Genomic DNA, 20,591 nt, shown 5'->3' with positions numbered 1-20,591 from the left:
CGCTATAATATAGATAACAAAACATAAGGAGGGTTGACTATGAAAGATAGATTCCCTAAGTGGTGGGTTTTATACTCTGTAGCAAAATCATTATTTTTGAAGTTTGGCATTATCTCATTCGTGCTGATCTTCTTGCTTTGCTCACTTTCTATATCAATGGATGAGTTTGTTCGTGCAGAGGCGTATCTATACGCATTAACGAGTTGCTTTCTGTTAGTCACTCCGTTTGCTATCAATTATGCTATAGCCAATAAACGTAAGAAAAAGATCCTTGCTGTTATTGAGAAAATCAAGGAAACAGGGCACTTTAACCCAGCAAGCAGTTCAGAAGTCTGGCTCTTCTGGCAGAGTACCTACCTGGGTTTCGACTTCCAGCAGGGAACGTTTTTGTTCATCCGAATCTATCCAGGTAACGTCATGGATGTCATTGGTTTCGATGCTTACAGCCTTACCAGTACACAGGTTGAAGATTCAAAGTTGCGCCTGTTCACAAAGTTCACATCGTTACCGATGATTCCTATTGATACCGGCGCTGCATCCAATATTGCTAACCATTTGCACGCAATGAACAATAAAGGGTACAGCTATAACTTTAACTTCAACGATGTCGTGAATAAAAAACGTGCCGAGATCGAAGCTCTGACAGGACTACCAGTTCCCGTTCTTGCCTGAAACACATCAACCACCCTCCAATAAATAGCCGGTTTAATTACCGGCTATTTTTATTTGCGTAGATCATTGCCCTGAAAATTCACCATAAAACAGACAATGATAATAAAACAACAATCAAGCTCCTTATTGATCACCACTCAAATAAAGGAGATCCATATCAGATCCACAATAATTTAATATTTGACCAATCAATATATTTTCACCTTCCGTTGTCACCAGTAAACACGCCTGCAGACTTTAGATAAGCCCAGGCGTTGTTGCCCTCTTTTATTCAGTTAGTCTTCATCGTTCTTATTTAGGGAGTTTATCCATGACATCCGCTCGCGCGGGAATGACTGACCCGCTTGAATTTCTCGGCGCCCTCGCCATCCTGGGTATTATGATTCTGCTTGTCGCATGGCTGTATCTGCCCGAGTTTGTGTACTGGTCATGTTTTATTTTGCATATCCTGTGGGGGATGGCGGACTTTGGCCCCTTCCACACCTGGGCCGCGCCGCGCTATAACCTGCTGGCCGTCACCGCCAACAATGCCGAATACGTCACGTACGATCAGTGGATCAATGTGATGAAGCAAACGACGGGGATCTTGATGATATTCCTCATTCCCCTGTCCACCGCATCCCTGTGGAGCTGGTTACACCATCCAGCCCGCAACTGGCAAACACGACGGGTACTCAACATAAGTACATTGCCGTTCGCCATGGAATCTATTTCTCCTGCAATTGCCCCCATCCTTAATGAGGGAGATGCCAGTCGCCTCTTACTGGATAAACGTCGTCCGGAAAGACGTCCGGCACAAACCCCGGAGGGTTTTGCAGAAGAACATCAACTCATCAGTAACATGCAGCTCGATGTTGCCCGCTGCCGCGCGGTTTTCATGGCGCAGCTGGGACGCCCTCTGAATGGATGGAAAAGCCTCGCGCCTCACGAAAAAACGCTGTTCGCAATCTTCGGCCTTCAGTTTTTCCTGGACGATCGCCCGGCCGCAACAGCGCTGATGGATGACCTGAACCGTTCCTGCCGTCTCAAAAGTCGCCGCGATAAGGGTAAATTTTCAGTACCAGTCTATGCGCTGGCCCGAACAGCCTTTAAGCGTGTCATCCAGAGTGAAGGAGCGAAACAGTGGCTGCATGAACATCATTACGTCAGAAGTGGCATGGTCTGGCTGTACGCACATGATTTACGACTGACACCACCTAACTGGTTATGGCTCAAGGGAGTGGACCGCCCCCTCTTCTATGCCCTGCACCGGGCAAACACCACCAAAGGATTTATTGAAGGAGCGGGTATCGTCGCCGTCGCCCGCACCGAGAGTGAGGCTATACGACTTGGCCTGCCCTGCCCGCAAGCCTGCGTCGATGAAGCCATTGAGGGGCTGCGCATCGATATGCTGTCCCTGGGTCTAATCTGGGATGAACCTCAGCCAGATCGAGACCGCAAGCGTCGCATCCGGACCAACTGGTCACTGACGGAAGATGTCATCACTCGCCCGGGAGGCGACGATGATCCCATCTTCTGAAAATCCGAACATATCTAACGCGAATTAACATACCGTCTACTGGAGTCTCCTTATGTCACAGAAAAGCACCTACACCACCTTTCGTTGTAACGATTTCATTTACGACACAATTGTGGTTTTACATCAAAGCGGAGACGGCGATCCTCAGGCCCTGCTCATATTCCGCGAACCACAGCGTATGGCCATTCATGATAAAAAACTCATTGCCTTTTATGAGCTTTCAAAAGAAGCCGTGACACTTCTTGATGACCCGATGCACGATGCGGTAGAAGTCTTCAACACCATTGCACTGCAACTCAAAACTCAGAGTAAGGCGGTGATAAAACGGCGAATTAAAGCCCTTGTCCTGTTTGTTGGCGGTGCGTTGATTGCGTCCTCGTTATGGTTCATGGGTACAAGCAACCATACCTCACTTAATTTCAGTGGCACAGAACTGACAATACCTGAAGGGCCTGTCCCTGTTCAGCCACGACAGTCTGCCGCTATTCAGGGACAACCTAAAATGACGGTTCTCCCGTCGACTGACAATACAGTCAGCCACGCTGTACAGGCTGAATCCGCCAACATGCAGAATATTATGAAGGAAAGCCATGAATCCTTGCCGGCCTCTCCTGCTGAAGCATTGCAGACGGCAGCAACACCGATAACTCCACCCACGCCAGTAACAACAGAAGCGACGGAACAGTCAGCCCGACAGAAGATGGTAGCCATACTGAAGCGCAGCGCCGATCGGGGTCTGTTCACAATCCCGCTCTCAACCGGGCATGAACGTACGCTGTATGCATTCCTCGATCCAACCTGTGCGGTTTGCAAAAGCATGGAACCAGAGATCGAACAGCTGGCACAACATTACAACGTGATCATTTTTCCTGTATCTGTAGTCAATGACGGTGGCGATGCCGTAGATAAAATCGTTCCGGTATTGTGCGAGAAAGACCTGACTGCCCGTGCTGTAGCATGGAGCGATCTTTTCCGCCCGGACGCTGGCATGCAGGTTCCTGGACAGGCGGCCTCTCAACAGGTGAGTTCAGACTGTTCCGTGTCGTCTCAAGCCGTAGTGGCCGTAAACGATACAGGCTTCCGCGCATTTGGTTTCTCAGGTACGCCGACAGTGCTGACTGACACAGGCATTCGCCTGGCAACAGGCATGCTGGCCGCACCAGATAAAATTGCTCACTTCATGAAAATTACCGATCCAATGACACAAGAACAGGTCGACCGTTTTGTGAGTTCCCTTAGCATCCAGGAGTAACCCATGAATAATACGCCCGTAAATCAGGCGCTAATGAAGCGCAACGCCTGGAATTCCCCTGTTCTTGAGCTTATGCGCGACCACCTGCTGTATGCCGGAATTATGGCTGGAAGTGTAGTGGCGGGTTTTATCTGGCCACTCGCCATACCGCTCTTTCTTTTGCTGGCCATAGTGGCCAGCATCAGCTTCGGTACCCACCGCTGGCGCATGCCGATGCGAATGCCAGTCCACCTCAATAAAGTAGATCCGTCTGAAGACAGGAAGGTACGACGCAGTTTTTTCAGAGCATTTCCCTCACTGTTTCAGTACGAAACAACGCAGGAAAGCAAAGGTAAGGGGATATTCTACATTGGCTATAAGCGAATGAATGATATCGGACGCGAGCTGTGGCTCACCCTTGATGATCTGACCCGCCATGTAATGTTCTTTGCCTCGACCGGTGGCGGGAAAACCGAAACCATCTATGCGTGGATGCTTAATTCATTTTGCTGGGGACGGGGATTCACCTTTGTTGACGGCAAGGCGCAGAACGACACGGCACGCACCTGCTACTATCTGGCTCGCCGCTTTGGGCGTGAGGACGATGTGGAGTACATCAACTTCATGAACAGCGGCATGTCCCGCAGTGAGATGATCCAGAACGGAGATAAAAGTCGGCCACAGTCTCACCAGTGGAACCCCTTCTGCTATAGCACTGAGGCCTTTGTTGCTGAGACGATGCAATCAATGCTGCCAACCAACGTACAGGGTGGAGAATGGCAGTCCAGAGCTATTGCAATGAACAAGGCGCTGGTCTTTGGCACAAAGTTTTACTGTGTCCGTGAAAACAAAACCATGTCATTGCAGCTGCTCCGCGAGTTTATGCCGCTGGAGAAACTGGCCGGGCTTTACTGCCGTGCCGTGGATGATCAGTGGCCAGAAGAAGCTGTCTCTCCACTCTATAATTATCTGGTAGATGTACCGGGTTTCGATATGGCCACCGTGCGCCAGCCTTCAGCCTGGACAGAAGAGCCGCGCAAGCAGCACAGCTACCTGACGGGCCAGTTTCTGGAAACCTTCAACACATTCACCGAAACGTTCGGCAATATCTTCGCTGAGGATGCCGGCGACATCGATATTCGTGACAGTATTCACAGCGACCGCATACTCCTGGTGTTGATCCCGGCCATGAACACGTCGCAGCACACAACCTCTGCACTGGGGAGAATGTTTGTTACCCAGCAGAGCATGATCCTGGCCCGGGACCTTGGACACAAGCTGGAGGGACTGGACTCCGAAGCGCTTGAAATCACCAAATACAAAGGCAAATTCCCCTACATGAATTATCTCGATGAGGTGGGAGCCTACTACACTGAGCGAATAGCCGTTCAGGCTACACAGGTACGCTCTCTTGAGTTCGCACTAGTAATGATGAGTCAGGACCAGGAGCGAATTGAAAACCAGACCTCAGCGGCCAACGTTGCAACCCTTATGCAGAACGCAGGCACCAAAATCGCCGGTAAAATCGTGAGTGATGATAAGACGGCAAAAACAATCAGTAATGCTGCAGGACAGGAAGCCCGGGCGAACATGGTCAGTCTGCAGCGACAGGAAGGTATCATTGGCACCTCCTGGATCGATGGCGACCACATCAATATCCAGATGGAGAACAAAATCAATGTGCAGGATCTGATTAAGCTGCAGCCGGGTGAGAACTACACGGTGTTTCAGGGCGATCCGGTTCCCGGAGCATCTTTCTACATCGAGCCTCAGGACAAAACCTGCAATGCGCCCGTCATTATCAACCGGTATATCACGATTAACCCACCGACCCTAAAACACCTGCGCAGACTTGTCCCGCGTACCGCACAGCGCCGTCTTCCGGCACCGGAGAACGTCAGCAGAATCATAGGTGTTCTGACAGAAAAGCCGTCACGCCGGCGTAAAGCGGCCAGAACTGAACCCTGGAAGATAATCGATACCTTTCAGCAGCGTCTGGCCAATCGCCAGGAAGCGCACAACCTGATGACAGAATATGACATGGACCACCGCGGGCGGGAAGAAAATCTCTGGGCAGAAGCGCTGGAGATAATCAGCACAACCACGATGGCGGAACGTACAATCCGCTACATCACGCTCAATAAACCTGAGTCGGAATCGGCGGAAGTAAACGCAGAAGACATTCAGCTGGCACCGGATGCAATATTGAGAAACCTGACACTCCCACAACCCGCGAGTGTTCCTCCGGCCCGGCATCGAAACGAGCCATTAATCCCCCCTAAACAGACAGATTCACCACAGCCAGATATGGAATGGCCAGAGTGACAGATCAAAAATTTGTCGGCTTTCAGGAACTGCTGCCGATAATCAAAATGATATAGCATGAAAGGAAATGAAATGAAGAAACTAATATTTGCCGCACTCTTTGGTTTTTCAGCCGTTGCCGCTGCAGCGCCCCAACCTGTTGTAGACGCCAATGCCGTGGCGCAACTGACTGAAATCCGTAGCATCCTCCTCTCGAACCAGCAGAAAGTGTACTCCTGCTCGGATGGCGAAAAAATTTATACTGTCGGACTGCACATAAAACATGACGGTTCGGAATACAAATGTGTTTTAAAGAATGACCATGCTGAATGGGAAGTCGTCCCGCGCATTGTATTCAACTAAAAAAGGCCGCGAAAGCGGCCTTTTTTGTTTCTGGCAAATGAACAGGTTTTTACTAAAAAAAATCAGCTTCTTACGCCAGTAGTTTGAAGTCGATAGCCCTCAGCACGTTTGGAAAGCGTTCCTTTAGTGTTTTCTTCACTTTGAAAAGAATGACCATCAGGTTCTTCAATAAATTTAAGGACATAAAAATAGTGAACATTTTGATGCTCAAAGTAGGAGTAAAACATAAGGCTATCACTACTTCTTTTAGACTGTTCACTCTGCTTCCAGCGATTGATATCCCAGTCATTCGTGCCGTCAAAGACATGCAAATGATGGAGTTTTTCACGCTTCGCTATCGGCTTGGGGAAAAAATTAGGCAAATCTTTACCAAACAAGTCAACTGCAGTAAGAAACTCCATTTGCACATGGTCTTGAGGGCGAGGAATATTACCGAGATCCGCACTTATTGTTTTGTATTCAATGAAATCTTTGTAAATGTCCTGAAAGTCATTAAGGCGTTCTTCAGGAATATCCAGCTTAGCATCTACGGCAAAGACAAGCTTGTGCCCATCACCTGAAGTTGATTCCATTCTCATACAACTTACATCCATGAGGTTTATGCCTTGTGCAATTTTCGCTCTGGTTTGATAGTCCCCTGGGCAGAAGGAACTCGCAACTGACGAACAGCCGCAGCTAAGCGGAGCATTTTTTCATTACTGGCGTCACCGACACCGGGTCTTTGTTTAACAGCCATTTTCACTATCTCCTTGCCGTTTTTTACGGCTATCAGGCTGGCCTGACAGAACTTAACCTCAAGAGATGAAGTTCTTTTATGCACTAATAATAGCATACCTCCCCCTCCAGGCATCAAGCTGTTTACGAAACATACGTTACGCGCTAAAGGGCGGGCTCTTACGCACAAATAGATAGGAATTTTAATCTTTACAGCGGTGAAGGCGGCTTCCAGCTTGACCCAGGCTCATTACGCGCGGGTTCCGAATTACTAACCTGACTCATCGTTTCAGAAAAACGAATTTCACTTTCAACACGTACCTGGTCGACGTCCGGCCGCGAGATCTGGTATTCACCTTCATCACGGTGATTCACATTGTGCCATGCCACCATTTTGGCAAATGCCGTATTGAACTGTTCATCATTCCCTTCTGGTGCCATCGCGACGGTCGGAGAACGGCTGAAGAGAACCGGTGCGACCTTGATCATATCCCGCTTAAGCGCATCATAATCGCCGGTGTTTCGGAAAATAACCCTGTCGCCATAGTCGGTACAAATGTGACGACCTGTCTCCGGATCACGGAACTGGACGCGACCATTTTTCTTCAGTGAAGCCTGCAGGCCAGGAACACCGGAATATATCGGTGTTCCGCCAGGTTCACAAATAACAACACATCTGCTGTCTGTCGTGGCTTTCACCGCATTACCACGACGATCCCTGTAATCCCATCCTCTCAGCTGCGATATCGCAGCCTTGTCACCTTTCACCGCTTCTGCTTCCACCCACTGCCGGTAAGACGGCGGATACCATTTCCCCTGTCCAATGAGTTCAGCACGTTCAGCCTTCATAGCTTCTTTCAGCGTAATCAGTGCCTGCATGCGTTGCAGTTCTGCAATATGGTAATGCAGCTTCCTCACCAGAGGGTCACGATGTTCGATGCGGATGCGCGCTTTACGTATCCGGCATTCATCATGAATCACCTGGTAGCGTTCACGACCATGCAAATCAGGACGCTGCCAGTTAGCCCGCCAGGCAGCATAGCGGGCTTTCAGATCTTCTCTCGCAGCTGCGCGCGCTTCACGGCGCTGGCGACGCAATTCAGGATCACGCTTCATGCCCGGAATATCACGATCACTCACGGCCAGCTCAGGGTTGTAACGGCTTACTGGCTTAATACGTTTAAAGATGTCTGCCGGAACCGGAACAAACGAACCTGCATGAGGTTCCGCACGCGCGAGCGTCAGATCAGGATGAACATGACTTGCCTTAACAGGCGTCTGTTCGCGATTGTAAGCATCCATGACTACCAGCCCCTGCTGCTCACGCACTAACAGCAACCCTTGTTTCGCGAACTGCTCATGACAGCGTTCCCAGGAAAAATGTTTACTGCTGATCAGCGTTTCAATCTCCTGACGACAGTGCGAAATCGCATAGCCCCAGAGGCTTTCCTTGTCGGAGAAAATCTCACGTTTCAGTGCTCCCTGCGGGCCCGAACCTGTACGCAGTTTACGCCATTCCCGATCGGAAACCGGAGTGGGTTCCAGACCGCCGCCGGTGAACTGCTCTGCAGGTGGAACCTGCTGGAAAATGTCTTTCGGTACCGGCTGCCAGCCACCTTTATACGAGTTCAGGACTGCTTTCGTCAGCGCTGGCCACACACGTTCTGCCCTGACGGGGGTGCGCGTTGGATCATATCCATCACAGATAACCAGTCGGTCATGTTGTTCTTTCAGATACAAACCAGACTGTGCCAGAAGCGTATGTACAGACTGTATAGTTCGCTGAGACGGGTCCTGATCAAGCGCAATCAGCGGTGCACGTAAACGGGCAATCGCATAGTCAGATAAGGATTCTTTCTCTGTCATACGTTCAGGACGCGACGACACAATAATCTTGTCTGGTTCGTAGCGACCCACAGCCGGAACTTGCGCAAAAATATCCTGTGCAGGTGGAATAAACTCACCCATTTTACGAATAAGTTTATCGGTATCGAAGGCGTGACCAAATGCAGAAAGCGTAACGCCAGGGCGTTCTCTGTTCCAGCCATCCTTCACTTTAAGCTCACCGTTATCCGCTGACAGGAACAAACCTTCTTTCGCAAAACGCTGATGGAGAGAGGACCAGCCGGTCACAGGGGATTCCCGCAGACTGGCAATTGCCGTATCGGCAACATACTCTTTCAGGCTCTGATTACGCCCCCGGGTCCAGGCACTTTGACGATCGCGTTCAACAGAAGTACGGCGAACGATACGGTTATCAGGCGCGATCACATAGCAACCATTATCCGGTGCGAAGCCATGCTTCAGTTCCAGTTCACGACAGGCCTTATGGAGTTTTTCCTGACTGTAGGAAAGCCAGTTAAGATAGCCCGTTCCAGGATGAACACGGTTCACTGCAACGTGGACATGAAGATTATCGGTGTCTGTGTGTATCGCAGCAACGAACTGATGGTCGCCCATACCCAGTCTTTTCAGGGAATGTCTGACTGAGTCATAAACCTGTTCAGGACGCGGACTTTCGTGTGATTGCCATGAAAGAAGATAATGGAAAACCGGGTCAGAGTTGCTGCGAGAATGCTTTGCCTGTCGTGCCGTAAATTCCATTTCTTCCGCAGCTGTTTCGATAGACGTACAGTTATGAAAGCAGGTTACACCGTAAAAATTCACCCATTCCCCGCCGTCCGGCATCACATCAACCAGCGAGATAAACGACTCATCGCGCAGCTTGGTGGCGTAGTCAACCAGACGGGAAAATCGGCTACTGTGCGGCATTTCCGGTCTGGTACCGGAGGCTTTCACAGCGTCCATTAAATCATCATCGCGCGGTTCATCACGCACGGAAACGTAAGACACCAGGTCCCCAAAGGAGGACTTTCCGTCTTGCCGTTTCGGTGGAATAACCGGGATCATGATGCTCTTCTTCTCTCCGCTCTAGTCGTTGCTCATCAGCTTTTTTCTGAGCGTGGTGGACAGTTCTGTTATTGCGACAAGAACCGTGGAGTATTCTTTATCCCCGACCCTTTTTCCTTCAACAAACAGATGCTTTTGCAGTCTTCCCAGCCTCAGTAGCTCCGTCATAAAGCTGTCGTCGATAACCGGAGTAACTTTTCTGTTCATCGCAGCATTTCGGATATAAGCCGAGATGCTTTGCCCAGTCGCTTCCGCTTTCCGTTCAATCTCTTCGATTTCATCGGGCGTGAATCTCAGGGTTCTGATCACGGTTTTCTGCCGTTTATCACTTCCCCTTCGGGATACTTTGTCGCTCATGCGTGCTCCTTACTCGGGTGTCGGGGCGGAGCCCTGACCAGGTGGTGTTTGTAATATCGTGCGCGCGCGGTATTACAAACACACATCCTGTCCCGTCTTTAGACCCAGTATACGCTTCGCTGCTGTTTTCGCCTAGTGGCAATTTGACGGCATCGGCAGTGCGGAGCACTGCCACTTTTATGGAAGAACTGATATGATTTTCAGGATTTTAAATATTTATGAGGTTTTCTATGAGCAGGAAGAATTTTTATTCAGACGAAGATATTGCACTGGCAAGAGAGGCGCTTTCCGGACTTCCTGATTTAACGCCTCAGAGAAAAACACAGAAAGAATTTCTGGACGGCATTAAGGATATGCTTCTGGCACTGATAAGAACAAAAGGATACACAGTGTCTGACATTAAAGAGACATTAAAATCCAGTGGTTATGAAATCAGTGAAAAGGCGCTGCGTGAATTAATCCGCGATGCAGGAAAAGCGAAAGACGGAAGGAAAGCAACCAGAAAACCGGCCGTAAAGACGGAACCTCTTCAGGAGTAACAGGCGCAGAATATTTTGTTACCTGCCGGACGATCCTGTGCAGACAGATTCGATACCTGTCTGCACCATTTTATCCCGGTCAGGATTTGAGTTCTTTCATCATTTCTGCCATTCCCCACAAAGCACGGTTAAGTTTGACATCCCCGTCAATGCCGGTCACAGCACGCGTGCGTTGCCTTTTCCCCTGCGCCGTTCTCCCCAGAAGGCCACCCTTCGTCATGTTCTCCTGAACACGCTGATACGTCGTCCAAAGGTCATTGGACTTGTCTTCATTGCGGCGAATGTTGAGTAAATCGGATGGTGCCAGTGGGATGTGCTTTCCTTCGGAATTTTCATCATAACGCCAGCCCAGCGCTGTCTGTGCAAAAATTTCCTGCTCCTCGCGTGTCAGCGCTGTACCTTTCATAATTTCTCTCGACTCGGTGATTTCGTCGAAAATCCCCAGAACCTCGTATGCCCCTTCTATGACCTGTCCCACGACATCACCTTTGTGCGGAACCCGGACCTCCCCGAACGTCTGCCCGCAAATCATCCCGTTGGTGCAGACGAACCGGAACATTCCCGGAATCATCTGGTAGCTGCTGCTGCCATCATGACTGTTCAGAAGAATAATTTCCGGCACTTCTTTACCAGTAATCTGCCCGGCCCGACGCAGACGCATCATATGTTTGGTGTGACCCCGTTTACCCTCATCGCGGGTACGTGTCTGGCAGGCAAAGAACGGCAGGAAACCTTCTTCGCGCAATTTTTCCAGAACGGTAATCGTTGGAATGTACGTGTAGCGTTCGCTACGTGAATCATGTTTGTCCTCGGAGAAAATACTCGGAACAACATGCATCAGTTCATCGTTCGTCAGTGGACGCTCGCGACGGATGACATTCATTGATGCAAAACGAGATGCTAAACGGGCCATAGTGATTCTCCTCATGATGATAAAAAAATTGCTTCTGCCGTCGCCTTTTTGATGATGATTCACCATCGCGGGTGGCCGTTCCCGTGATAAAGCGAACGGCCTGACCTGCAAGGAGGAGATGCAAGGGTGCAGCAGGAAGCCGCAGCGCAAGCGACCAGAGGGAGTGCGAACGGGTGAGTGATGTCCCCTTTCATAGACTCCGGGTCGGGCCAGAGTCTTTCACGGGTAAGGCAGCACGCGGTGAGCAAAGTACTCAAAAGGTGAAGCTGGAATTAAGCCAGCGGGCGAAGCCCGTTTCCTTTCTGGGGCCGGTAGCGGCCCCAGTCAGGGCGGCGCTGACGGAACGGCAGCTGCAAGCCCGTGCGCCGGAGATGGGGAATTATGACCGGCTCTTCCGGGCGAATACTTACCATTCAAAAACAGGTGCGCCTTCCACATGATCGCCCACGGCAGAGAAGTGGATCATGCTGACATCGGCCTGACGAATTGCGCAAAAGATGAATGCACGTGTGGTTCTCGAAATACCCATTTTTTTCAGTCTGTGTAACGGGTTAGTAACAGCATCGAGCCGAATCAGGTAGCCCACTCCGGTATTCATTAACCACCCGCTGTCTTCATCCCAGAACACGATGTTGTCGAGAATATTATGATCTTCCAGTGTGATGTGATTGATGCAACACTCCAGGACAGGGCGCATCATCATGCGTGAAAGCACAACACGAGGTCCCCATTTCAGAGAGTCGGTAACATCGTTCCATGACCACTCTTCATCATCAGGAACGGGAAGCGTCAGCAACCTGAAAGGTACACCAATTTTTTCTGCAAGAATTTCTCCCATTCCGATAACAGGATCATCACGTTCATTAAGGTCACAGCACGCAATAAATTCACCGTTCAGGTAAATGGCTTCCTCGCCGTTATCAAGCTGAATAGCTGTTACACCGAGTGGCGCATTTTGTAGATAATATTTTGTCATTGGTTATTCTCCGCTATGGCGCTCAAAAGCCGCCCCGTTGCGGGGCGGCGGCTGTCAGATGTAGCCCAACTCGGCGTTCACGGTAGTCATGAACTGCTGCCAGTATTCAAATCGCAGCGCAGGTACATGCGCGCGGCGGCCACTCTTCAGGGCGTTTACAAACGCCTTCGCCTGTGCGACTATTTGCGGGTCGAAAATCATAGTTAACTCCTTTGGTTTTGATGAGGACCAGTTGCATCTGGTCTGGAAGAAGCAGAGTTCGCGCTCTGCTTTTTTATTGCCTGTGATCCGGCAATCCTTTCTGCGTCGATGACGCAAGCCTTCAGTTGTTCACCCCCGGCTCCTTCTGCCGTCTCTTTTTTCTTCGGCTTCCGGGCCAGAACGAAACGCCCTCATTGCGCAGACGATCCGGCAGCGCCCGAAAGAGGCTGCAAGGGTTAAGGACTTATTTTTTCTGTGTCACACCGGAAAAAATCAGGCCTTAAGCAGCTCTGCTGCGACCCTTTCAGACGCTTACGGGAGATGCCAGTCTGCATCAGCAATGAGAGGCTTTCGTGCGTGCGGAGGGGAAAAAGGACGGCAGAAGAAGCCGGTGAAGCCGGCTTTCCTTAGCGGACGCCAGCGGCGGCCAGTGAAAGCGGCGCGGCCGGAACGGTCGCAGCAAGCGCGGGGTTGCCGTTCGACATCGGACACTAGCGAATAGCCCGAAACCGCTTGCGGGTTCGGCGGGGCCTGGCCGGTGCGTCAGCAGCTGCCCGGCGGAGTGTGGCCTGACGACCCGGCGCGCTGGCGCGACGGGGAGCCGAAGGGGGCGCGCCTTTCGCATTTTCCTTTCTCTTTTCGCTGTCAATTTCAACATCAAAAAAAGTGCAATATCTGCACCTTTTAACCTTCAAAAAAACCATAATTTCATTATAAAATAAGTGCAATTTCTGCACTTTTTTAAGGATAAATAATGACAGGTTACGAGCTTCGACTCTGGAGAAAAGGCCTCGGCTGGAGCCGTGACAAGGCGGCTGAACAACTGGATATCAGCCTGCGAACCTATAAAGACTACGAAAACGCGCCCCGCCTGAAACGCAGCATTGCGCTGGCAACAGTGACGCTATCACTACAGGACCAGCTGCCCCGATTCAGACAGAACCGGACCAGCGGCGACAAAATGCGTGAAATGCTCAATGTGATGATCGATGATGCGATCCATCCGGATTAACGGCCCTTCCCTGCGGGCCTCCCCTGCAACGTGTCCTGCACATATTTTTGCGCCATATTCCAGACTCGCGCTTCATCTTTGCTCAGTTCCTCTGAATCAATGGCTTCACAAGTATAGTAAGCATCCCATGGCGGCGGATGACTGACAGCTTTGGGCATATTCAGCAGTTCAACCGCCGCGCGAACTGACGGAAGCACATCACCCGAATCGATCCCTTCATCAAAAATTATCTCTGTGCCCATCGCCACGTTATCCTCCAGCCACGCCAGCAGGATTTCCAGTTTGTGGGGTTTGCTCATACGTCCTCTTTCGGTGTGGCCCGGCAATCGCCGGGCCTGATTTTTCAGTCAATGGCCCGGTAAATCAGATCGCGTTCCGGGTGTTTGATGATGCTGATATAGTCCTTCAGCGCGTCCTGACGGTCGACAAGGCCCTGACAGACTCTGGCCATCTCCGGCCCCATCTCGAAAACCTGCCAGTTGAGGCGGTTCAGGCACATCAGGGTTGCAATGATCCCGGTGGCCTCCGCTGAAACCTCAGCATCGAAGTAATTTCCCGGCATGGTCACGTGATACACCCCTTCCGGCGGTACCAGATATCCGGTCGGGCGGGTAATACAGTCCTCAGTCCATCCGTCAATTCGACCGCTGATACCACGCGGAACGGCAAAGTAACGCCAGAAACCTCCTTCATACTGGCTATGTACCTGTAACCAGGAGGCGACCAGCTGGTCGCCCTGCGGCGTGAAGAATAATTCTGGAATAAAGGCCAGACGCTGGCGCGGGTCAGTGATTTCAATGCTGGCAGTCGGGGCAATCATTGTGGAAGTCATCATTATTCGGCTTTCCTTAGCGGCCGCCAGTGGCGGCCAGTTTAAGTGGCGCTGCCGGAACGGCAGCTGCAAACGCTATGTGTCAGGCGGCATTATCGAGGCCGTACATAAAGTCCTTCATTGCTTTCATGCGCCTCTGGAACTCCAGCTTGTTTTTAAAGTCGTTCCAGTAATAAACCGGGGTATAGCGCACACGATGCAGGTTCATTGTCAGCGTGTTGCCTGTGATAACTTCCGCCGGGATACCCAGTAACGAAAGCTGAACAAACGCCATATCGGCGGCGATCGGGTCAATATCGATACAACTTCCGAACATGTGATTCGAATGGTCATATCCGGCATCTAACAGGCATTCGGCATAGGCGATAATCATCCCCGCCGCGCCGCTCGCGGGGTCACTGACGGTGACAAAACCCTCGCGGCGGATCGACTCTTTCACGCCGGGCATCATCATTCGCGCCATCATCGACTGAACAGAATACGGCGTGAAGTATTGCCCCATGCCATTAGATCCCAGCTCCAGCTCCATGAAAATCGCGCCGAGAAAATCATGAAATTTGGCATCGAGCGCGCATACCATCAGGATGAACAGCTCATGCATTTTCTGAATATCTGCGGCCTCGTAGCGCTCGCAGATTTTGCGGCTACGCTCGATATTCTCCGGTGTAAGAATCCGCGCCAGATCCAGCTCACTGGCAGAAAGCGTGATGAAATCGCAGAACACATCCCAGCGGCGCATATAACGCGCGGTATCGTTAAACAGGCGGATAAACTGCTTACGTGCTGCATCGACGTGCATCAACCCGATAATCGGCTTCTTTTTGGAAACCGGAACAATTGGAATAACGTTGTCAGACTCACGCGCCTGGTTGAAAAATTCTGCAAAACTCAGTTGTGACATAGTTCCCCCTGCTTGCCGCCCCCTCAGGGGCGGCTCCGTGTATCAGTGTGTTTTCTGGCTTTCAGGAATGAAGGTCGCTTTGACCTTCGCCACAATGACGGCGTGATTCAGGTGGCTGTAATCACGCAGACGGAAATAACGCTTGCCGCAGCGCACGAAAATATCAGTCACGTTCCCGCAATACATTTCCTGCATCATGAACGTTTCAGTGTCCTGCGCGGTGTCGCTACGCCAGTTCATTGGCGGCATCATCCCTGCCGCGTCATGGAACTTGTACACGTCGATTTCGACGGGGGCAGTGACAGCCGCTTTTTCGCGGGTCAGCCAGTAGGCGCGCTCGGCCTCGGCGGTCGCGTTCATGTCCAGCGTGTGGGTCGGTTCAGTCTGATATACGTGCATAGGGATCTCCTTTCTTTTTAATCACATCACCCGTTGAGTTACGGGAGCCGCGGTTTTGACGTTTTGCGGGAACCTGCTGAAGTTTCCCGGGTTGTTTCACTTCACCCGTTTGAGAACCTTCGCCGCAGGTGCAGCACGCCACCGGCCGACGCCGGAATCCGGGGCGGAAGCGCAAAGTTTTTACCTGGAAAAAGTTTTCGCTGGAGAGCGGCAGCGGCCCTGGATGACAAGGAGGACTGTGGCGTGATTCAGCACCCAGGAGGAGGCACTCAAAGGGAGAAACGCACAACGGAGAAGACGAGCCGGGACCCGCCGCAACGTCGATACGCGGCTGCGTAGCGATGTTGCCCTGTAGAATCCCGTCGCCGGCGACGGGATGGTGAGAGCGGCGTGGCCGGAACGGCCGCAGCAAGCGTGGTGTTTGACCTTCTCCATCGGACACTAGCGAGTAGCCCGAAACCGCCTGCGGGTTCGGCGGAGCCTGGCGGGTGCGTCAGCAGCTGCCCTGGCGGAGTGTGGCCTGACGACCTGGCGCGCTGGCGCGACGGGGAGCCGAAGGTGGCCGGGTCCTTCGCCTTTCTGGTTTGAAACAGGAGGAATCCGGGAGAAAATGGCACAGCCATCAGGGAAAGTGGAACAGAAATGAGCAGAGAGAAACAAAAGGCAGGAAGAAAGCGGAATACTACAGCAGGACCAGAAAGAGAACACAGACGGAGAGGAGGACTGGAGGCGCACAGCGCCTCTCCCCCGCCCTTTCGGGCTCCCCACTCAGGGTGTTCATGCCAGCAAGATGGGGAAAAGGGCCTCCCCGCAAACAGGGAAGCCCTTCTGAAAGCGCTTGCGGTTATGTTTCAACAACATCAATCCCCTGAGTGGCGGGGGTTTCCCCCCGCCGGGGTTAGCTACTTAGCGGATTCGTAAGCCAGTAATGCAGCGACCTCCCGTTCTCCGTCCTTCAGCCTGATTTCGCAAAGCGATTTTCGGGTCAGGTATGTGAATGCCAGCAGTGTTAAACACACTATCAGCACACACCAGATAACGGGACTTCGCGGCAGTTTCATGGCCTTCTTCTCCTTGCCTTACGGCATCTAAGAGGCTATCCTGATGGTGTCGATTCATGCAGGGGCCTCGGTTAATGAAAATTAACTGGGGCTTTTGTCTTTCTGCCTCACGACACAGGAACAAACCACCGGAACATCCTGAGGCAAAAAGCCTCAAGCGCCACCGCCATTATACCGTTCATCCCTCTTTCTGCCCAGGAGTATGGCAGCTAACTGTCTTAATTTATCCTGCTTATCCGTCTTCCCGGGGATCGCCCTCCCCTCTGGCCCACTCAGTAATCTGCTCATCCAGCACGGCAAGTTGCGGGTATACCGCCTCAGCCAACAGATAAAGATCTGTCTCCAGTCCGCCATGCCAGTCGGCCCATTCGGCAGACATATCATTCAGTTTGTCGACGATGGTCTGCAGCTTCTTACGCTGACTGCGTGCGAGTTTCAGTTCCTCACGGAATGGGTTTCGTTTTCTCACGGCCAGACCTCCCGGAGGGTGATCTTGTTCGGTACCATCCAGCGCTCAAGCTCGCGTTCTTCTGGCGAACTGACCGCCGCCACGTCGTGAACATCCAGCACAACCTCCAGCGCCGACAGGTTATACCCGCGAACCAGATCTGCCAGTGACGGGCAACGTTCTGTCCACGCCCACAGCATTTTTTCAAGATCGTAGTCCCGGATATCCTGTTGTGACCAGTGGGCATACCAGGTGCGGATAGTCTCCGGTGTGTGAAATGCCAGGTCGATTTCGGCCTGCCCGGTCAGGTTGTTATACTTATCTTCCCGGTCTCTGTCGCGGCGTGCCTCCTGACGACTGTATAGCTCATCTTCACGCTGGTAACGACTTGCCTGACGCTCCCCTACACTGAATGCCTGCTCCGGAAACAGCGATGTCACCATCGAGGTATCAAGCGGCGAATAACAATGCCGACCCCGCGAGCGAATAAGAGTATCAAATGCTTCCTCATACTGAGCGAGCGGGACTTTGTCGTCCTTGTACCAGTATACGCCGCGTACCTGGTTAATGGCGCGACCGCTAATTTTGCTGCTCCCACACAGGAACCGGAAAAAGGCCCGGGCATAAGGGTGCGGCGGATTACCGAACCGCCTGTCCTTCTGGGTTGTTTCCTCAACGTGCATAATCGCACGGAGTGCAGCTTCACGTTCTGGCAGTTGCGTCACAAGAGAGAGATGGCGTGGAATGCTCATACTGGTATCTCCTCTTTCAGAATCGACATGATGTCGCATAGTCCGTATCCATCCCAGTGAAGTCCACTGATCTGAAACAAAATGCGGCTGATTTCACTGGCATCGAAGAACGAGGACTGGTGAACACAGGCCAGACGCTCTCCCTGAGACATGGAAATCAGTACAAGCCAGTAATCACTGATTTCACCAGGGCTGCATACCACCACGTCAAAGCGGCCATGTTCAGGGGTAAAGCGAACCTGAACCGGAAACAAGCCGCCGAACTCACTGCGGAATTCTCCGTTCATGTCCCATTTGTCAGGGAGTGCGAAGGCATTCATGACGGCATTAGTTAGTTCACTGCGATACTGAAAACCCGCTGCTCGATGGGCTTCAAACTCTTCGGCGGTCATCGCGGCAAGACGGGAATGATGAATACTCATAGGGTATCTCCTTATTGCCGCCCCATCGGGGCGGCTCTCCATATCAGGCGGCTAATGCCGAGTGGTCAGTTTCAGTCTGTTTTTCTTCAATCGCTTTCGGCTGCGGAGCGCATAACCACGAAGGAACCCAGCAACTGTCTTTCAGACGATCCTCGGCAAGCTCGGCAGCATCGCCCTTCTTCATCTTCGCCGCATCGGACGCTGCCCCTTCCATTCCAGCCTCTTTCAGGGATTCGACAATCTGGTCATGCTTAACGCCTTTGAAATATCCGTCTTTGGTTGGATGCCACCAGTCGCGAAAGTTGAAATCGATCGCAGTCTCCAGCGCGTCAAGTTTGCTTCGGGAGGTATGACCGTTATCGCGAGTCTGAACACCGTCAACGGAACAGGCCGTACAAAACGCCATAAGAGACATGAGCACACCACCATCCAGCGAGAAGAACGAGGTTAAATCCTGTCGCCAGCCCTCTGGTAAAAGCGCCTCAAGACGCTCACCTTCGGTCCGGATTGCGGTATATGCTTTACCCTCCTTGCCCGACGGCGCATTCATGGTCTGTGAGTAATGACCGACAGTCACGCGAACACCAAATGGATTATCCTGCTCTCCACGCCCCGTAAAGACCTCAGCACACATACGCCATGCCAGCAGCGCCACGGCTTTGGTTGGTTGGTTCATCAACGCTGCCTGAACAGCAAGCGTCCTTTCAGACGACATTTTCAGCAGTTGCGGCGCGGTAACCCCTTCGGTGATATCTTTTTTGATCGAAGTCACCGCAGGTACAGGATCCTCCCCACTTTCCGTTTCTCCGTTCTCTTTTGTCGGAAGGTCTTCAATACGGCAGACACCGCGCTGAATGACCAGTTCGCCATACTGGTAGCTGACCACAACACCCGCAGAGGCTTTAATCCCATCCGTCCAGGCACGTTGTCCTGCTTCTTCCTGCATACGACAGATTTCGGCATCAAGCTCGTCAGCTTCATCACAGGCACTGTCAAACGTATTAAATTTCTCTTTCAGTTCATCCAGACGCGCCTGTTCTTCATCGGTATAGACGGTTTCTGGTTTTTCCAGCAGCAGGTAGTCTTGCCCGTCCTGACCATAACGACCTACCGTTTCCGGACGCCCCATACTCCACGACCAGCCCTCGCTCAGTTCGTGTTGCAGTGCAATCGTGTCCAGTTTTTCCTGTACAAGGCGCTGAACCAGTACGCTGTCAGCCGTTCCAGCCCCCTCTTCCTTGGAAAACAAATCTTCACGAACCACACCGCCAGCGGTTTCATATGCTTCACGACCCACAAAGAGAAAGGCTGAACTGGTAACAGAAATTTCGGTTTCTGTGATCGCACGTTTAAGTAAATGAGCCTGAACAGATCCCCACTGCGCGTAGACGCTGTCAAACACCTGAACCTGACGTTCCTGACTGGATTCGAGGCACAGAGCCTGACACTGCTCAACAGTGATTTCATCCTGTGCGAGCTTATCCAGCAGTGCTGGGGCAAGGTTTGCCAGTTTCAACATGCGCTGAACATGGCGGGAACCATAGCCCAGACCATCACCAATCTGCGCAGCGGTTTTGCCCTGCGCCGCCAGCTTACCAAAGGCCATAATTTGCTCGGCAGGGTGCATCGCCTCCAGTTCATTGTTTTCAGCGTAAGACGCTTCAACAGCCAACTCGTCACTGACACACTTAACCGGAACCTGATAATCGGCACCAATACGTCCCGTCTCGCACAACAGATTCAGTGCGGTGAGACGTCTACCACCTGCAGCAACTCCGGATTTGCCCTCCGGCAGCATGTGAACCACGAGGTTATGCAGAAGCCCGAGGTTTTCAATCGAGTTAGCCAGACGTTTAACACTGTCAGCGGTGTAAGGGATGGTACGCACGTTCAGCGGAGATTTAATAAGATCGGACAGCGGAACGTATGTGATAACAGCGGAATCAAGCGCACTTTTCAGTTCTGCGCTGATAACTTTATTCTTCGGATTGGCCTTTTTGGCTGATTTTGCTTTAACATTTGCTACTGACATCGTTATTTCCTCCATTTTAATGATTGTCGCGTT

General features: G+C 51.7%; 23 protein-coding genes and 1 pseudogene. 7 read left to right on the top strand and 17 right to left on the bottom strand.

Annotation, left to right across the window (positions count from 1 at the left end; genetic code table 11):
* Positions 1 to 39 precede the first annotated feature (39 nt).
* The 5 genes from excA (at position 40) to GFB57_RS24815 (ending at position 6,089) form a co-directional block, all read left to right on the top strand.
* Entirely contained in the window at positions 40 to 672 is a 633-nt protein-coding gene (excA, locus tag GFB57_RS24835; RefSeq protein ID WP_153754030.1) for a plasmid IncI1-type surface exclusion protein ExcA, read from the top strand.
* Between the two features lie 310 nt (positions 673 to 982).
* Positions 983 to 2,191, top strand: a complete 1,209-nt coding sequence (locus tag GFB57_RS24830; protein WP_153754029.1) for a conjugal transfer protein TrbA — start codon at positions 983 to 985, stop codon at positions 2,189 to 2,191.
* A gap of 52 nt (positions 2,192 to 2,243) precedes the next feature.
* The gene (locus GFB57_RS24825; protein WP_153754028.1) at positions 2,244 to 3,443 is read left to right on the top strand and encodes a thioredoxin fold domain-containing protein; all 1,200 of its coding nucleotides are present in this window, start codon (positions 2,244 to 2,246) and stop codon (positions 3,441 to 3,443) included.
* 3 nt (positions 3,444 to 3,446) lie between these two features.
* The gene (trbC, locus tag GFB57_RS24820) at positions 3,447 to 5,747 is read left to right on the top strand and encodes an F-type conjugative transfer protein TrbC (RefSeq protein ID WP_115490298.1); all 2,301 of its coding nucleotides are present in this window, start codon (positions 3,447 to 3,449) and stop codon (positions 5,745 to 5,747) included.
* Positions 5,748 to 5,819: 72 nt separating this feature from the next.
* Positions 5,820 to 6,089, top strand: a complete 270-nt coding sequence (locus tag GFB57_RS24815) for a hypothetical protein (RefSeq protein WP_115490299.1) — start codon at positions 5,820 to 5,822, stop codon at positions 6,087 to 6,089.
* Positions 6,090 to 6,151: 62 nt separating this feature from the next.
* On the opposite strand, the gene GFB57_RS24810 is transcribed toward GFB57_RS24815, so the two are convergent.
* The 4 genes from GFB57_RS24810 to mobA form a co-directional block, all read right to left on the bottom strand.
* Positions 6,152 to 6,667 carry a type II toxin-antitoxin system YafO family toxin gene (locus GFB57_RS24810; RefSeq protein WP_167335593.1) on the bottom strand — a complete coding sequence of 172 codons (516 nt, stop codon included), beginning with the start codon at positions 6,665 to 6,667 and terminating at the stop codon, positions 6,152 to 6,154.
* Positions 6,668 to 6,687: 20 nt separating this feature from the next.
* Positions 6,688 to 6,921 carry a hypothetical protein gene (locus GFB57_RS24805; protein ID WP_040231217.1) on the bottom strand — a complete coding sequence of 78 codons (234 nt, stop codon included), beginning with the start codon at positions 6,919 to 6,921 and terminating at the stop codon, positions 6,688 to 6,690.
* 92 nt (positions 6,922 to 7,013) lie between these two features.
* Positions 7,014 to 9,713 (bottom strand): relaxase/mobilization nuclease domain-containing protein, encoded by a 2,700-nt coding sequence (locus GFB57_RS24800; protein WP_153754027.1) that lies wholly within the window; start codon positions 9,711 to 9,713, stop codon positions 7,014 to 7,016.
* Between the two features lie 21 nt (positions 9,714 to 9,734).
* Positions 9,735 to 10,070, bottom strand: coding sequence for a plasmid mobilization protein MobA (gene mobA, locus GFB57_RS24795; protein ID WP_115490302.1), 336 nt, complete (start codon positions 10,068 to 10,070; stop codon positions 9,735 to 9,737).
* 230 nt (positions 10,071 to 10,300) lie between these two features.
* Between mobA and GFB57_RS24790 the strand changes: the two genes are divergently transcribed.
* Complete coding sequence (locus GFB57_RS24790) at positions 10,301 to 10,609, top strand: molybdopterin-guanine dinucleotide biosynthesis protein MobC (RefSeq protein ID WP_115490312.1); 309 nt, start codon at positions 10,301 to 10,303, stop codon at positions 10,607 to 10,609.
* Positions 10,610 to 10,688: 79 nt separating this feature from the next.
* On the opposite strand, the gene GFB57_RS24785 is transcribed toward GFB57_RS24790, so the two are convergent.
* The 3 genes from GFB57_RS24785 to GFB57_RS24775 form a co-directional block, all read right to left on the bottom strand.
* Positions 10,689 to 11,522: a DUF932 domain-containing protein gene (locus GFB57_RS24785; RefSeq protein WP_115490303.1), complete on the bottom strand. Its 834-nt coding sequence runs from the start codon at positions 11,520 to 11,522 to the stop codon at positions 10,689 to 10,691.
* Positions 11,523 to 11,928: 406 nt separating this feature from the next.
* Positions 11,929 to 12,498: a DUF5983 family protein gene (locus GFB57_RS24780; protein WP_115490304.1), complete on the bottom strand. Its 570-nt coding sequence runs from the start codon at positions 12,496 to 12,498 to the stop codon at positions 11,929 to 11,931.
* Between the two features lie 54 nt (positions 12,499 to 12,552).
* Entirely contained in the window at positions 12,553 to 12,699 is a 147-nt protein-coding gene (locus tag GFB57_RS24775) for a hypothetical protein (RefSeq protein ID WP_048227658.1), read from the bottom strand.
* 754 nt (positions 12,700 to 13,453) lie between these two features.
* On the opposite strand from GFB57_RS24775, the gene GFB57_RS24770 reads away from it, so the two are divergent.
* A complete protein-coding gene (locus GFB57_RS24770) occupies positions 13,454 to 13,711 on the top strand; it encodes a helix-turn-helix transcriptional regulator (RefSeq protein WP_040231225.1) in 258 nt (85 codons plus the stop codon).
* Here GFB57_RS24770 and GFB57_RS24765 read toward each other — a convergent pair.
* The 10 genes and pseudogenes from GFB57_RS24765 to GFB57_RS24720 all read right to left on the bottom strand — a co-directional run bounded on the left by GFB57_RS24765 (position 13,708) and on the right by GFB57_RS24720 (position 20,558).
* Positions 13,708 to 14,010: a DUF957 domain-containing protein gene (locus GFB57_RS24765; protein ID WP_040231226.1), complete on the bottom strand. Its 303-nt coding sequence runs from the start codon at positions 14,008 to 14,010 to the stop codon at positions 13,708 to 13,710. The genes GFB57_RS24770 and GFB57_RS24765 overlap by 4 nt on opposite strands.
* A 44-nt stretch (positions 14,011 to 14,054) precedes the next feature.
* Positions 14,055 to 14,546, bottom strand: coding sequence for an antirestriction protein (locus tag GFB57_RS24760; protein ID WP_115490306.1), 492 nt, complete (start codon positions 14,544 to 14,546; stop codon positions 14,055 to 14,057).
* A 79-nt stretch (positions 14,547 to 14,625) separates the two neighbouring features.
* Entirely contained in the window at positions 14,626 to 15,444 is an 819-nt protein-coding gene (locus GFB57_RS24755) for an N-6 DNA methylase (protein ID WP_087879592.1), read from the bottom strand.
* 42 nt (positions 15,445 to 15,486) lie between these two features.
* The gene (locus GFB57_RS24750; protein WP_040231230.1) at positions 15,487 to 15,843 is read right to left on the bottom strand and encodes a hypothetical protein; all 357 of its coding nucleotides are present in this window, start codon (positions 15,841 to 15,843) and stop codon (positions 15,487 to 15,489) included.
* A 902-nt stretch (positions 15,844 to 16,745) separates the two neighbouring features.
* Positions 16,746 to 16,871: a type I toxin-antitoxin system Hok family toxin gene (locus GFB57_RS24745; protein WP_228553300.1), complete on the bottom strand. Its 126-nt coding sequence runs from the start codon at positions 16,869 to 16,871 to the stop codon at positions 16,746 to 16,748.
* Positions 16,813 to 16,962: pseudogene (locus GFB57_RS24740) on the bottom strand (DUF5431 family protein); the annotation flags it as partial. The pseudogene GFB57_RS24740 and the gene GFB57_RS24745, both read right to left, overlap by 59 nt.
* 174 nt (positions 16,963 to 17,136) lie before the next feature.
* On the bottom strand, positions 17,137 to 17,373 hold the full coding sequence (locus GFB57_RS24735; RefSeq protein WP_040231234.1) for a hypothetical protein: 237 nt from the start codon (positions 17,371 to 17,373) through the stop codon (positions 17,137 to 17,139).
* The gene (locus GFB57_RS24730; RefSeq protein ID WP_115490308.1) at positions 17,370 to 18,104 is read right to left on the bottom strand and encodes a plasmid SOS inhibition protein A; all 735 of its coding nucleotides are present in this window, start codon (positions 18,102 to 18,104) and stop codon (positions 17,370 to 17,372) included. The genes GFB57_RS24735 and GFB57_RS24730 overlap by 4 nt, the downstream gene beginning before the upstream one ends.
* Entirely contained in the window at positions 18,101 to 18,526 is a 426-nt protein-coding gene (psiB, locus tag GFB57_RS24725) for a conjugation system SOS inhibitor PsiB (RefSeq protein WP_153754026.1), read from the bottom strand. Before psiB ends, GFB57_RS24730 begins: the two co-directional genes overlap by 4 nt.
* A gap of 43 nt (positions 18,527 to 18,569) precedes the next feature.
* Entirely contained in the window at positions 18,570 to 20,558 is a 1,989-nt protein-coding gene (locus tag GFB57_RS24720; protein ID WP_153754025.1) for a ParB/RepB/Spo0J family partition protein, read from the bottom strand.
* Positions 20,559 to 20,591: the final 33 nt, after the last annotated feature.

This window comes from Citrobacter sp. S39 (assembly GCF_009495675.1).
Lineage (GTDB): Bacteria > Pseudomonadota > Gammaproteobacteria > Enterobacterales > Enterobacteriaceae > Citrobacter > Citrobacter freundii.
Note: the sequence above shows the minus strand (reverse complement) of the source record. Positions and strands in the feature narration are given on the sequence as shown.

Bases quoted from the DNA above. Each gene is read 5' to 3' on its own strand.
- excA (WP_153754030.1), top strand. From the start codon at position 40: ATGAAAGATAGATTCCCTAAGTGGTGGGTTTTATACTCTGTAGCAAAA.
- GFB57_RS24830 (WP_153754029.1), top strand. From the start codon at position 983: ATGACATCCGCTCGCGCGGGAATGACTGACCCGCTTGAATTTCTCGGC.
- GFB57_RS24825 (WP_153754028.1), top strand. From the start codon at position 2,244: ATGTCACAGAAAAGCACCTACACCACCTTTCGTTGTAACGATTTCATT.
- trbC (WP_115490298.1), top strand. From the start codon at position 3,447: ATGAATAATACGCCCGTAAATCAGGCGCTAATGAAGCGCAACGCCTGG.
- GFB57_RS24815 (WP_115490299.1), top strand. From the start codon at position 5,820: ATGAAGAAACTAATATTTGCCGCACTCTTTGGTTTTTCAGCCGTTGCC.
- GFB57_RS24810 (WP_167335593.1), bottom strand. From the start codon at position 6,667: ATGAGAATGGAATCAACTTCAGGTGATGGGCACAAGCTTGTCTTTGCC.
- GFB57_RS24805 (WP_040231217.1), bottom strand. From the start codon at position 6,921: ATGCTATTATTAGTGCATAAAAGAACTTCATCTCTTGAGGTTAAGTTC.
- GFB57_RS24800 (WP_153754027.1), bottom strand. From the start codon at position 9,713: ATGATCCCGGTTATTCCACCGAAACGGCAAGACGGAAAGTCCTCCTTT.
- mobA (WP_115490302.1), bottom strand. From the start codon at position 10,070: ATGAGCGACAAAGTATCCCGAAGGGGAAGTGATAAACGGCAGAAAACC.
- GFB57_RS24790 (WP_115490312.1), top strand. From the start codon at position 10,301: ATGAGCAGGAAGAATTTTTATTCAGACGAAGATATTGCACTGGCAAGA.
- GFB57_RS24785 (WP_115490303.1), bottom strand. From the start codon at position 11,522: ATGGCCCGTTTAGCATCTCGTTTTGCATCAATGAATGTCATCCGTCGC.
- GFB57_RS24780 (WP_115490304.1), bottom strand. From the start codon at position 12,498: ATGACAAAATATTATCTACAAAATGCGCCACTCGGTGTAACAGCTATT.
- GFB57_RS24775 (WP_048227658.1), bottom strand. From the start codon at position 12,699: ATGATTTTCGACCCGCAAATAGTCGCACAGGCGAAGGCGTTTGTAAAC.
- GFB57_RS24770 (WP_040231225.1), top strand. From the start codon at position 13,454: ATGACAGGTTACGAGCTTCGACTCTGGAGAAAAGGCCTCGGCTGGAGC.
- GFB57_RS24765 (WP_040231226.1), bottom strand. From the start codon at position 14,010: ATGAGCAAACCCCACAAACTGGAAATCCTGCTGGCGTGGCTGGAGGAT.
- GFB57_RS24760 (WP_115490306.1), bottom strand. From the start codon at position 14,546: ATGATGACTTCCACAATGATTGCCCCGACTGCCAGCATTGAAATCACT.
- GFB57_RS24755 (WP_087879592.1), bottom strand. From the start codon at position 15,444: ATGTCACAACTGAGTTTTGCAGAATTTTTCAACCAGGCGCGTGAGTCT.
- GFB57_RS24750 (WP_040231230.1), bottom strand. From the start codon at position 15,843: ATGCACGTATATCAGACTGAACCGACCCACACGCTGGACATGAACGCG.
- GFB57_RS24730 (WP_115490308.1), bottom strand. From the start codon at position 18,104: ATGAGCATTCCACGCCATCTCTCTCTTGTGACGCAACTGCCAGAACGT.
- psiB (WP_153754026.1), bottom strand. From the start codon at position 18,526: ATGAGTATTCATCATTCCCGTCTTGCCGCGATGACCGCCGAAGAGTTT.
- GFB57_RS24720 (WP_153754025.1), bottom strand. From the start codon at position 20,558: ATGTCAGTAGCAAATGTTAAAGCAAAATCAGCCAAAAAGGCCAATCCG.